This is a genomic window from Planktothricoides sp. SR001 (genome assembly GCF_001276715.1).
Lineage (GTDB): Bacteria > Cyanobacteriota > Cyanobacteriia > Cyanobacteriales > Laspinemataceae > Planktothricoides > Planktothricoides raciborskii.
Genome location: NZ_LIUQ01000035.1, coordinates 38,159 through 51,163 on the forward strand (window position 1 = coordinate 38,159; position 13,005 = coordinate 51,163).

Genomic DNA, 13,005 nt, shown 5'->3' on the forward strand with positions numbered 1-13,005 from the left:
GGGAACAATGGATCTGACTCCGATAATACCCCAAGTGGCTATGAAGGTGGCGGTAACGGGGAAACAAACAGCTTACAACCTATATATAACAAGACTTGTAAAGAACTCCATGAAAAACTCTTTCGATCTCAACCCAGCAAAAACTCCTCCAGAACAACAGCGGCTTTATCATCACTGTACGACCATCGTTGACGAAAAATCTCCAGAAGAATTAATCGCTCTCATCCAAGCATTGTGGATTAATGGCACGAATTATCCCAATGAGCAAGTCGAGAGTGCTCGAGATACTTTGCTATCTTATAAAGTCGAGCAAGAAGCGTTTAATATCTGTCTGTATAAATGTTGTCAAATTTTAATTGAAGCCTGGGAAAAAACACCGGCAACGGCAGAATTCATTCCCAAGCTAGTGGGTCTATTCACCGGCCCGGCAAATCCTGATGCGGACGCTTACTGGCGATCGCGCACCGCCTTACGCTTACATGAAAGGTTGCAAGCATTCCGTAAAAGCGAACAATGCCAATCTCTGCAACATTTCTTGGGACTTTTGCAGCCCCAGGAAATTACCGTCAATCAGATCGAAAATCAGCCATTACAGTCATTACTCTATCGTTATCCTTATTTATATCCTTATAGTGTCAGCAGTGAAGACAGCGGTTCTTTATCAGCAACATTGCGAAGACTCAAATCTAAAAAAACCAAAGAATTTGATACCAATTTATCCCAATATGTGATTTCTCAAGTGCGGCGATCGCTCCCAGAAGCTAACGAGCATCAAACCACCAAAAATTCCCTGAGAATTTTTAGTAAAAATAATCCCACCTTTCTCACGGACAAAGAACTCAATCGCGCCTTGCAAGAATATCTGGGCAAAGTAGACGGACATCCGAGTAATCGAGACTTAGCCCAAAGCTTCTCCAATTATCAACAGTCTAATATTAACTTTTATGGAGATTTCAAAAAACTCTTTTATCAATATCTAACCAAAACCCTCAATTCCAGCTACGGCATCCGTCAATTTAGTCCCCTGTTAGAAAAACACCTAGAAACCATTTTCCCGGCCAAAGCCGATGACCCAATCAGTGATTTTTTAAGTCTCAGAACTTGTACCGCTACATTACAATTTTTAGTGGTCGATATGACCCCGCCTTACAAGCACGTCATCTTTATGAATTTAATCTCTAATCTGGGGGCGATTCGCACCATGAGTTTACTGATGAAAATTATCTTAATTTGTCCTCAAGCCCGCCCTCAGCTAGAAAAGCAATTATGGATTTTATTTAAAAATTATGCAGCATCCCCTTGTCCGCAAGTCAAAGGACTAATTAAAATTTGGGAAAATTATAATGTAGCCCAGGCTGCTTACTTTGGCAAAGCGGATTTATCTTGGTGTTTACAAATTCCTCGGACTAATTAGTCCTGATTTCAGCCTACAGATATAGCGGTGGGCAACGGATGGGATAACGGATTGTAAATAATAATATCATGCAAAATTATGCAAATAATATCATTAACTCCTCTGTGTCCCTCTGTGTCTCTGTGGTAAAACCTCTAAGAGTGGGCAACGGATGGGATAACGGATTGTAAATAATATCATTAACTCCTCTATGTCCCTCTGTGTCTCTGTGGTAAAACCTCTAAGAGTGGGCAACGGATGGGCTGACTATTTTATTTATGCCGGAAATAGTGGTGGGCAACGGATGGGCTGACTATTTGATGGATGAAATAGTGATTGTCTGGTAGGCCGAAGCCCACATAACCTGGGTCTTGGTGTATTTGTAGGGGCGCTACGTCCAAGAGCCCTTACGTCCAAGCGCCCCCAGATCAGAACCGGATCCCGAGAATTCGGGGGGCGCCAGCGGGGGTCGCCAGCGGGGGCGCCAGCGGGGGCGCTTGGACGTAGCGCCCCTACATAAAATAACATCGTCGATTTCTCGTCATTAAATTTATCACCAAGACGTAGGGTAGGCATTGCCCACCCTACGAATCTAGTTAATAGGTCATAATAACTTTAGAAATAATTAGAATCAGCTTCTATGATGTTACTGCTATCTTCAGCGGAGTTAGAGTGAGTAAATTCCTCAATATTATTCTCAATCCCCTGACAAATTTTATCCAGGGGTAAATCATTATGGTCGTAACCAAAGGGATTTTCTATTTCTACGCCAATTTCCTCAATACCAAACAAAGCAAAACTGACAATAGCAACAAATATCCCTGTCCAAAAACCTAGTTCTTTGACCACCTGAAAGGGCAACATTAAACAATAGAGGAGGATCAGTTGATTCAGATGAATCACGTAAGCTGGGGGAATTGGTGTTCTCAAAATCCGTTCGCAACCGCCCACATTATCCATTAAACGAGTCATCAGAGTATGAATACTAGCCAGTTGGTTTACCGTTAAAAGACCTCGGTTGTATTCTTGCTGTAAATAATCCCCTAACCAGTGAGTAATTTTTAGGGGCATATTTTGAGTATGTTGCAAAACTTGGTATTGAGATGGGGAAACCCAAGGTTTTAACTCATCACTGGCAGCTTGATAACGGAGATGGAGTTTTTTCGCGATCGCCAAGGCTGGTAATAAACGTAAGGCTTGAATTTTGCGATCGCGATCGCCCGGTTCAACTTCCTTAATGCTGACCGAAAATTGCCAAGCTAAATTGCGGATCGTATTCACCGTACTGCCCCAAAGTTTTCTGCCTTCCCAAAAGCGATCGTAAGCGGTATTAGTTCTAAAAACTAGCAATAAACCTAAAACAATACTAGGAATTACACTGCCTAAAATCGGTTGAGAAACCGGCCATTGATTCAAGTAAAGAAAAGAAATCAGCAGGCCAAATGCTCCACATAATAGAGACCGTTTCCAAACTCCCCGCAACACAGAACCTTTCATGCTAAAAGTTTTTCTTAGCCAGATAGTTTTGGACTTAAAGGACATTTTTTTTTCCATAAAATTGTCAACAATCAATTATTCAGGGGATGATTTTATAGGTAATCGAGCTAATCTCACTCCGAGATAGATGCCCAGCATCCCTAGGAACATACTACCATACCAGTAATTAAACGCTAAGGGTAAATTGGGTTGAGCCAAAAAAGTGCTAGTTTCTAGCCCAACGGTAGAAAAAGTGGTATAACCGCCACAAAACCCAGTGGTTAAGAGTAATCGGAGTTCAGGGGGAAAATTCTTAATTTTTTCCCCTGCCCTATTCTCGAAATAAGCAATCAGGATACAACCCGTGATATTAACGAGCAATTGGCATAAGCTGGTGAGATTCTGCCATCAATCAAAAATTTTTACCGACACATAACCAGATTTCCGGCGGAAATAAATCCGGGAATTGGGGCGGTAATTTGCAGCCATTTGCGGTTGGCATCATTTGGGTCAGGAATTTCCTGATAATTTGGCACTAAATAAACATCGCCACCGGGTTCTACTCCCCCTAAATAAGCCGCCGAACTCGACGCATTCGCCCGAATTGCTAAACCATTGGGGGCAACTCGCTTTTCTACCCGCCGACAAAGTTCGGGATTCTTTTCTGTGGATGTGGAATTGGTCGTGGTATTTGTTGCTGCCGGAGTTTCTGTGGTAGAAATTTGGGGATTTTCCGGAATCTGCCCTACATCGTCACAGGGAATCAGGTTAGCTGCCGCTACAAATCCCGCGATCGGTGCAGCAATTTGCACCCAATTTCGGTTTTCTCCATTTTGATCCGCAATCAGTTGATAATTCGGCACCAGCATCACCCGTCCACCAGGGGGTAAACCTCCACGATAGGTGGAACCTTTCGATGCTTCTGCATGAATTGCCAAACCTTCCGGGGCTAGTTCACCAGAAACTTGACGGCAAAGATTTACCATCGCCTCCCGATCCGGAGAATTTTGGGGTTGGTTAACCGATGTTTCTTGAGATGTTTCTTGACAATCAATGAGATTCACTTCACTATTAGGATATCCCACGGCAACATATCCATTAATCGGTGACACAATTTCTACCCAAAGTCGCCCATCGGGACCGGGAATTTTTCTCGCACCTTCCGCGAGAGTTACTTGTTGATTGCTCTCTAATCCGCCGATTTGCTCAGAGTTCGGATCCGGGCGCGATCGCACCGCCAATCCTTTCTCGCTATTCACTTTGCGGCAAAGATTTGCCGATGCTTGGGCGACGATCAAATCACCTTCAAGCGCACCTTCAAGGGGAGTTGCTGGAGTTTTTAATCCCCCGAAAGAGGAAGCCATAAAAGTGAAAAATATCAGCCATTGACTCCAATGATTTAAGTGTTTTTTTGACATATTATTTCCTCCTCTTTTTGGTAAAGCAATATTATTTTAATTGCTGTGGGATTTGAGCGATGAGGTTGGGTTTCCAGCCATTCGCCCCCACCGTTGACGGTGGATCATGGTGGACGGTTTCCCGTTGGCAGAAATCATCACTCCTGGATAAAATATCAGAAAATAACCAAACCTTAAACTACCCTAAATCCTATTTTGCCTAAAATTTTAGGAAATCTATGATTGGCGATCGCCTTTACTCCTTACCCAATTAAGCCAAATGAAAATTAAACGTAGACATTTCCTCATGTTTCTCGGTATGAGCATTGGTGCGGCTTGTACTGGTCGCCCCAATGCCCCCGTCTCCCAAGATATTATCAGCAAAACCACTGGTCTAAGCTTTCAGCCCATCTTTGGACCAATGCCTTTAGATGTGAATCAGATTAATGTGAGCGAACAAGCCCAAGCATTCAGTAACTATGAAGTAATGGATGATTTAGTCTTACCAGAAGGTTTCAGCTATGAGGTAATTGCTGCCTGGGGGGATAAATTAGGAGCTTCTCGTGTCGGTTACAACAATGACTATCTTTCCTTTATTGCCACCAGTGAAAATGAAGGATATTTGACCGCTAATTTTGAATATATCAGCGGCAAAACTTGGATGCAGACTTATGAGAAATTCATCGGTAAATCCCTGCCTTTTGCGGAAGTAATCAAAGCCCTAAAAGACAAAAAAGGTAAAATTGATGCCTATAGTTTGCCAGAGAACAATCCCCTGAAAGAAAAAATTCGGCAAATTTCTCTAGAAGCTTTAGAAGACCAGGGAATGGGGGTAATGTTCCTCCGCCGAGACAGCCAGGGGAAATGGCAGCGCGTCCCATCCCCAGGGGAACGGCGCATTTCTGGAATTGCTGGGTTAAAAGGTCATTATTTAAAAGCAACTGGCCCCGCAGTCGCGATTTTTAACCAACAAAAAAAACAAGGATATGATGATAATTTAGGGGCAAAAATTGTCGGCACTTTTGCCAATTGCGCCGGAGGAACTTCGCCTTGGGGAACGGTATTTAGTGCTGAAGAAAATTTCCAAGATCAAGTGCCAGAACCAGTCTATGCTGATGGTTCTTCTTTTGCCCCAGGGGAACGACCGTTTGTGATTTCTGGAGATATTGACGGACAAGGAAATGTTTTGGGTTTAGCGGGGAATAAATACGGCTGGATGGTGGAAGTTGACCCGGCTAATCCCAATGATTATGGCACGAAACATACTTGGTTGGGACGGTATCGCCACGAAGCGGTGGCATTTTTGGCGGTAGCGGGTAAACCTTTGGCGGTCTATTCTGGGTGCGATCGCCGGGGCGGTCACTTCTACAAATTTGTCAGCAAAGGCATTGTTTCCCAGCCCAAAGATAAGGCAAATTCCCAATTAATGAATGAGGGAATGTTGTACGCGGCAGTATTTGAACCGGGAGGAAAAGGCCGTTGGTTGCCCCTGAGTCCAGAAACTCCGGTTAATCCCGTGATGCCTTCCACCGTTGCCGGGGGAATGGTGTTATTGCCCAAACGTCCAGAGGGGGGTATTTTTGAGATTAAAAAAGATCAAGAGGCGATCGCCTTTAAACAAAAATACAAAACCCTTGGGGATTTATATAATGGCAATGCCCAAGAAAAACAAGGGGCAATTTTAATTGATGCTCACTTTGCCGCCAATGCTGCGGGAGCCACCTGCACTGCCCGTCCCGAAGACTCAGAAACCGGAACTGATGGCACTATTTATATTGCCTTTACTTCTGGTTCTCCCGGTGGAGATGGTAGCCCGGATTTACAAATATTTTCTGGTCCCAATGGAGAACCCTGGGAATATGGGTGGATTATGAGCCTAAAAGAAGATGAAAATAACCCCAGTTCCCTGACTTTTCAGTGGGATATGTTAGCAATGGGCGGTGAACCCGCCGATGGGGGCGCGGGTTTTTCTAATCCTGATAACGTAATGATTGATCCAGCCAATAATGTCTGGATGGTCACGGATATTTCCACCGATAAACATAACAATCCCAAAGACAAAAAACGTCAAGGTTGCTTTGGCAATAACTCAATTTGGCATATTCCCACCAGTGGAGAAAATGCCGGAAATGCTTACTTATTTGGCATAGGTCCAATGGATTGTGAAATGACCGGGATATTTTTTACCCCGGATCAAAAAACCTTATTTTTATCAGTCCAACATCCGGGAGAACAGAATGGAATTCGCCAAAACAGCGCCAGTGAAACTCGTGATTTTGTGATGAAAACCACCGATGGCCAAGAGTTTACCCAAAAACGCATTGTTCCCATTGGTTCTAATTGGCCTGGTAAAGAGGAAAATGACCCACCTCGACCGGCGATCGTGGCTATTCGCCGCTTAAATTCCCAGGCAATTACCTAAAATTATGCCCGGTTTTTTTGATTTTTTTATACCCTTTTTTTATCCCCGTAGGGGCGAAGCATATAGCCCTACGGGCATGGCGAAAGCATATCCAGGCAAATAATCTATCGGATAAAATCAACAATTTATTACCCGAATGCAATGCTGCCCTATCTCCTATACGCCAGCATGCTTGAAATCAATGGATTGTCCTAAAATTTTGGGCAATGCCCAGCTTAGACATTGCCCATTGCCTTAACCAGAAGCCTCTGACATTTCAATCACTCGCCCTTCAATATCTTTTACCAGGAAATTGAGTGGCTTATCCCGGCGAATTTTATACTTAACTCCATAGCTTTGAACCCGCAATAGAAGTTGTTCTAAACAGTCATGGTCAAAGGCTACATGACGTTGCCGGTTTTTATTCCCTAAACTCGCACCCGATATGACATGAAGTTGGGTATTTTTTTTAATCTGATACCAGAGTCCCTCAGTTCCATTCATTTCCGTCCGGGTGGGTGCCGTAGTTACAGGGGACATATAAAGCGGATCGATACTGGCACTACCGAGGGTTTGCTCGTAGTTATAGTAATAGTGTAGGGGAACTTCCGCCGCTGGCAGTTCCAACAAACCTTCATAAAACTGCTTGGCAATTTCCAAATCCGACACCATTACGGTGTAAACTTTGGGCGCACTGGTGAGGAACATCCACATGGCTACTGCATAAGCAGCCAGCAGCATCACCATGATCCCTTGAGTGGATAAGAGACTATCCAGGGGGAATGATGCGAAGAGGGTGGTTAAACTAGACATTAGACTAACGGTTAAGACCATGCACTTTTCTTGAGTTAAAAAACTATAGTTAAAATAAATCCCAGAACGGCAGTAGCTTGTCAGAGTTCAGAAAAGGATTCGCACACTTATCCTAATTTTAACCAGTCGCTCAGACTCCTGAGCCAGGTTGGATGGAGCGGCGATCGCCTTTCCACAGTCTGATATCAATATATATAGACATATTACCTGCCATTCTGCTTGTTGTCGGAATCATTAGCTATCGGCAGTCAGATATCAAGCATCAGATATCTAGTATCCGGTATCCGGTATCCGGTATCCGGTGTCCGGTGTCCGGTATCAGGCGCGATCGACTCCCTTTGCTTATCAAATCTGCGTATTAAATATTCAGTAACTTACATCAGTAACTTACAGTCACTTACATTCAGTCACTTACAATGGTTCAACTGCCTGATTTTCCAGAAACCAACCACCCCACGATTCAATCCCTGTTTCATTACAGCGATCGCGAATTACTCACCCTATTTCAGCGTTATCCAGAAGAGGGTAAATATTTCACCGCCATTTACTGTCGGTATGGTTCCATTGTCTATAGTTTGATTCAACATCAGGTCAAATCTCCCGTCCAAACAGATTATTTATTTGCCTTAACTTGGCGACATATTTTTCACGAACTCAGAGGATTAGATTTATCAGGCAGAGATCGAGAAAACGCGCAAATGACCCTCCAAAGTTGGTTAATTAACACCACCGCCCTTTGTATTAAGAGTTTCCCACTGCCCCAAGTAGAATCAATTCACTACTCTTTGCAAATCTCGCCTCCGCCCTTGTGGATTTATATCCAACAAGCTTTAGATTTAATGCCTGCATTGCTCCGCATCACTTTAATTATGGAGCAAACATTTCATTGGAGTCCCACTCGGATTGCCGCCTACTTACAAGCCGAAGGTGAATCCATTTCCCCGGCGGATATCACAGGGTTATTGAAAGAAGGGTATCGCCAAATTGAATCTTTGCTCCCCCCCGATATCCGCAGTTTTTATTGTGCCGCAGCAACTTGATCTCTGCGAGCCATTCTAGTCTCACGACGGCAACAAATCAGCCTATAAAAGCGCTGAGATATTCATTTTTTTTATGAAGCATACCATCAGCTAAAATCTCCTGGATTCGCCAGAAAGAATTAAGCGTAGTCGTGACCGGCGAATCAGTAGTTTGGGTTTCGTGCGTCAACCCAACCTACTAAGTTAATCAAAAATTGCCAAAAAAAAACACTAGCTAGGTTGATAGCTAGTGATAATGATAAAGATGAGAGCCTAGATTCAATTTAGTTAGCCGTCAATTTGTTGTAGCTAAAATTTATAGCAGCCGTTGCCATTTCCATTAATCTTTAGGAGTTTAATGGTAGCTATCTTGGAATATTTTTTGAGGTTTGGTAAACAGAGGTTGGTAAATTTTAAATGTTTTTGAGACTAAATTACTGGGAAGGTAATTTAAATCTAATGCTGTGTTGGGAGTTGTTAAGCAAGTCTGGGAAAGGTTCCCTCTAAACCGAACAGATATCTGAGTTTAGAGACTGTGTAAAAATCCGATTACTCCTTGACCCGTGAATGCTTCTAAAGCTATCAGAGAAATAAATCCAATCATTGCCAGACGACCGTTGAGCTTTTCTGCATATTCAGTAAAGCCAGTGCGAGGAGTTTCATCCACATACATTGTGGGTTCGACTGCAAAGTTGTTCAATCTATTTTCTTCGCTGTTGACAAAACCGGAACGTGCCATGTTGTTTTTCCTGCTTTTCGATTTGTGTTTGCCTGTTGTTAAGTAATGTAACAAACTTTGTAAAGTTTTGCAACATTTTTTTACATTGTTTCGGGCTAAATCGCCTGAATCTCTCTCCCAGAGCGGAAAAAATTTTTTTTATTTGGTAAAAGGGAGCGGAGGAGTGGAGTCGCCCGCCGTCGGCAGAGGCGCAGAGGCGCAGAGGCGCACAGGAGCGGAGGCGCACAGGAGTGGCTCCCCTGCCCCCATGCACCCCTGCCCCCATGCCCCCATGCACCTCTTACCCTGAGCCCTGAGCCTGTGGAAGGGTCGAAGGGCCTGCACCCGATGGCAGCCCCACACCGATAAACCAGTCAAAATACAATAATGAAAAAAATTGAAGGTGAATGAAGATGATGCAGGGTTCTCCGGTTTTGTCAGGGTTGATGGGTGTTTGTGTGGGCGATGCTTTGGGGGTGCCCGTGGAGTTTACTTCCCGTGGCGATCGCCTAAAAAATCCGGTGACAGCGATGATCGGTTGGGGGACATACAATCAGCCACCGGGTACTTGGTCTGATGATAGTTCTCTGACTTTTTGTTTGGCGGATTCTTTGTGTCAGGGTTTTGATTTAAATGCGATCGCCCGTTCTTTTTGTCGCTGGTTTCGTGAGCGTTATTGGACACCCCATTGGGAAGTGTTTGATATTGGCAATACGACCTTACAAGCGATTTGGAATTTACAACACGGCGCCCCACCGTCTGAGTCGGGGGCAAGGAGCGATCGCAGCAACGGCAATGGTTCTCTGATGCGAATCTTGCCGATGGCATTTCTGTATAAAAATCTACCGTTTACCGAGTTAATTGACCGAACCCATCAAGTATCAGGGATTACTCATGCTCATCCGCGATCGCTGATAGCCTGTGGAATTTATCTGAGTATTGCCATCAATTTATTACAAGGAAAAGATTTAAAATCTGCCTATCTGCAAGGACTAGAAAATATTAGTCCCCTCTATCAATCCGCCCCCTATGTTCAGGAACTTAGTCATTTTAAACGGGTATTTAATGGAGACATTGACCGCCTCAGCATCAATGAAATTCATTCTAGTGGATATGTGATTGATACCTTAGAGGCATCTCTGTGGTGTTTACTCAATACCGATAACTATGCGGACGCGGTGTTAAAAGCGGTAAATTTAGGACAAGATACCGACACCACTGCCGCCGTCACCGGGGGTTTAGCGGGAATTTATTATGGGTTTGAAAATATTCCCCAAGAATGGGTAGATCAAATTGCCAGAAAAGACGATATTATCAAACTAGCGAATCGTTTGGATGTTTCTCTTTCGTCCTGATGATTCGTGGCGAAAATCTCCCGACAATTATAAATCGAGAGATCAATTTATGCATATGACTGATTCCCCGAAACCTTCTCGGAAAGCCAGATTATTTTAGATCATTATTTTAGATCACTGAATGATGGTAAAACAATGATTTGGGCATTTGCATGAGTTATCCATTGGGGATTTGGCGTCTAGACTTGCTCATTAATTATTGAAATTTTTCTGGTTTTTGCCCAAATGATCCGTGACAAAAGTCAACATATTTTAGTGATCGAAGGGAATCCTCGGTTTCAAGAGGTCATCCTGAAAACTTTGGCAAAAATTTCGCCAAAAAATCAGGTTCATTTCGTGAATGATCCCCAAGATGCCCTCAATTTTTTAACTCAGAAAAACGACAATGCTGTTTCACCTCTTCCTCACCTGATTTTGCTGAATGTGAATGGTCAGGAGACGAATGAGCGAGATTTTTTAGCCCGGATTAAAAGTGACGATTTACTCAAAATTATTCCGGTGATTGTGCTGACGGATTCAGAAAATTGGGAGGAAATTTTGATGGGCTATCAACTCCACGCGAATTGTTATGTGCATAAACCTGTGGAGTTGGATGATTTCGCTAATGTTGTGGAAATATTGGGCGAATTTTGGCTCAAGTGTGTCCAGCTACCGTCGATTTAAGGGGACAATGCCGCTCAGGAATGGCTGGAGATGTCACGACTATAACCCCGGCAAACCGGACGCCAATCGTCAGTGAGTCGATCAACTTACCGTCGATCGGTAGAGTGGGCGGATTTGTTGAGTGCGATGTTGCATCCGCAACGGGTTGCGGGTTCGCGCAACGCGGATCCCCGTTACGGGAATCCCGCTGAGGACTTACGCAAGACAACGCCATTGGAGCGAGGGGAACATTCTCAAGCATCTCCCAAGAAAAAATTTCTGACTGACTGCGTAAGTCCTCGCTATATTTTAGGGGGTGAGAAAAACGCGGCGACAAATCCGGGAAAAATTTGCCCAAAATTTGCCCAATTACCCCCTCGCGCAGAGTTCTACTCTACTGACTTGAATCCCTTACAATTGAGACATCACTTGACGGGCAGCGGCCAAGGTGCGATCGATATGTTCTTCGGTATGTGCCAGAGAAGTAAAGCCAGCTTCAAATTGAGAAGGCGCTAAGTAAATTCCCCGTTCCAGCATTCCCCGATGGAAGCGACCAAATTTACTTAAATCGGATTTTTTGGCATCTTCGTAATTATGCACGGGGCCGGCGGTAAAGAAGAAACCAAACATGGCGCTGATGCTACCACCACAAGCTTCATGGCCGGTTTCTTTGGCGATCGCCAACAAGCCATCACTCAACTTCTTAGTAATCTTTTCCAGATAATCATAAGTCCCTGGTTTATTGAGTAACTCCAGGGTCTTAATCCCCGCAGTCATGGCCAAAGGATTTCCCGAAAGAGTGCCTGCTTGATACATCGGGCCTGCGGGAGCCACCATTGACATAATATCGGCACGACCGCCGTAAGCGCCCACGGGCAACCCGCCACCAATTACCTTACCCAAGGTAGTCAAGTCGGGGGTAACGCCAAATTTTTCCTGGGCTCCGCCATAAGCAATCCGAAATCCGGTCATCACCTCATCAAACACCAATAACGCCCCATATTCTTGGGTGAGTAACCGTAATCCTTCCAAAAATCCCGCATCTGGAGGAATAAACCCAGAGTTGCCCACCACGGGTTCGAGGATCACCCCGGCAATTTCATTGGGGTTTTCCTCAAATAAGGCTTTGACCGCTTCTAAGTCGTTATAAGGTGCGGTGAGGGTATTGGTGGTGGTAGACTTGGGAACGCCGGGAGAGTCAGGCAAGCCGAGGGTGGCCACCCCTGACCCTGCTTTGACTAAAAACATATCGGCGTGACCGTGGTAGCAGCCTTCAAATTTAATAATTTTTTCCCGTCCGGTGAAGGCTCGCATCAACCGCAGGACTGACATACAAGCTTCAGTTCCAGAGTTGACAAATCGCACCATCTCAATGCAGGGAACTGCGTCAATCACCATTTCGGCGAGGACGTTTTCCAGCACACAGGGAGCGCCAAAGCTGGTGCCTTTTTCCAAGGCGGCTTTGAGAGCGGCAATGACTTCGGGATGGGCATGGCCACAGATCGCCGGCCCCCAAGTGCCAACATAATCAATGTATTGGTTGTCGTCTACATCCCAAATATAAGGGCCCTGTACCCGGTCAAAGACGATCGGTTGACCGCCAACGGATTTAAAGGCGCGAACTGGGGAACTCACTCCCCCAGGCATCAGTTTAAGTGCGTCTGCGAAAATTTCTTCGGATCTTTTTGTATTAAAGGTAGTTGTCACCAAAGTGCTTCTCCTTGGTTGGACGAATATGTACACTGTGCGGATTTTGAGTTAGTTGCAAGGGCGATCGCCCCGACAACACAA

General features: G+C 44.6%; 11 protein-coding genes. 5 read left to right on the forward strand and 6 right to left on the reverse strand.

Annotation, left to right across the window (positions count from 1 at the left end):
* The first annotated feature begins 109 nt into the window (after nt 1-109).
* Complete coding sequence (locus AM228_RS18985; protein ID WP_054468150.1) at nt 110-1,414, forward strand: hypothetical protein; 1,305 nt, start codon at nt 110-112, stop codon at nt 1,412-1,414.
* Between the two features lie 594 nt (nt 1,415-2,008).
* On the opposite strand, the gene AM228_RS18990 is transcribed toward AM228_RS18985, so the two are convergent.
* The 3 genes from AM228_RS18990 to AM228_RS19000 are packed head-to-tail and all read right to left on the reverse strand — an operon-like array spanning nt 2,009 to nt 4,287.
* The gene (locus AM228_RS18990) at nt 2,009-2,935 is read right to left on the reverse strand and encodes a bestrophin family protein (protein WP_054468205.1); all 927 of its coding nucleotides are present in this window, start codon (nt 2,933-2,935) and stop codon (nt 2,009-2,011) included.
* Between the two features lie 30 nt (nt 2,936-2,965).
* Nucleotides 2,966-3,250, reverse strand: a complete 285-nt coding sequence (locus AM228_RS18995) for a CrcB family protein (protein WP_054468152.1) — start codon at nt 3,248-3,250, stop codon at nt 2,966-2,968.
* Nucleotides 3,251-3,291: 41 nt separating this feature from the next.
* Nucleotides 3,292-4,287 (reverse strand): SH3 domain-containing protein, encoded by a 996-nt coding sequence (locus AM228_RS19000; RefSeq protein WP_054468154.1) that lies wholly within the window; start codon nt 4,285-4,287, stop codon nt 3,292-3,294.
* Between the two features lie 259 nt (nt 4,288-4,546).
* Here AM228_RS19000 and AM228_RS19005 point away from each other — a divergent pair, with 259 nt between their 5' ends.
* Nucleotides 4,547-6,688 carry a PhoX family phosphatase gene (locus tag AM228_RS19005; RefSeq protein ID WP_054468156.1) on the forward strand — a complete coding sequence of 714 codons (2,142 nt, stop codon included), beginning with the start codon at nt 4,547-4,549 and terminating at the stop codon, nt 6,686-6,688.
* Between the two features lie 234 nt (nt 6,689-6,922).
* On the opposite strand, the gene AM228_RS19010 is transcribed toward AM228_RS19005, so the two are convergent.
* Nucleotides 6,923-7,501: a glyoxalase-like domain protein gene (locus AM228_RS19010; protein ID WP_054468158.1), complete on the reverse strand. Its 579-nt coding sequence runs from the start codon at nt 7,499-7,501 to the stop codon at nt 6,923-6,925.
* Between the two features lie 395 nt (nt 7,502-7,896).
* Between AM228_RS19010 and AM228_RS19015 the strand changes: the two genes are divergently transcribed.
* Entirely contained in the window at nt 7,897-8,520 is a 624-nt protein-coding gene (locus AM228_RS19015; RefSeq protein ID WP_054468160.1) for a hypothetical protein, read from the forward strand.
* A 505-nt stretch (nt 8,521-9,025) separates the two neighbouring features.
* Here the strand turns inward: AM228_RS19015 and AM228_RS19020 are convergent.
* The gene (locus AM228_RS19020; protein ID WP_054468162.1) at nt 9,026-9,238 is read right to left on the reverse strand and encodes a high light inducible protein; all 213 of its coding nucleotides are present in this window, start codon (nt 9,236-9,238) and stop codon (nt 9,026-9,028) included.
* A gap of 395 nt (nt 9,239-9,633) precedes the next feature.
* Here AM228_RS19020 and AM228_RS19025 point away from each other — a divergent pair, with 395 nt between their 5' ends.
* Complete coding sequence (locus tag AM228_RS19025) at nt 9,634-10,572, forward strand: ADP-ribosylglycohydrolase family protein (RefSeq protein WP_156331904.1); 939 nt, start codon at nt 9,634-9,636, stop codon at nt 10,570-10,572.
* A gap of 225 nt (nt 10,573-10,797) precedes the next feature.
* Nucleotides 10,798-11,235, forward strand: coding sequence for a response regulator (locus AM228_RS19030; RefSeq protein ID WP_054468166.1), 438 nt, complete (start codon nt 10,798-10,800; stop codon nt 11,233-11,235).
* A 390-nt stretch (nt 11,236-11,625) separates the two neighbouring features.
* On the opposite strand, the gene hemL is transcribed toward AM228_RS19030, so the two are convergent.
* The gene (gene hemL, locus AM228_RS19035) at nt 11,626-12,924 is read right to left on the reverse strand and encodes a glutamate-1-semialdehyde 2,1-aminomutase (RefSeq protein WP_054468168.1); all 1,299 of its coding nucleotides are present in this window, start codon (nt 12,922-12,924) and stop codon (nt 11,626-11,628) included.
* Nucleotides 12,925-13,005: the final 81 nt, after the last annotated feature.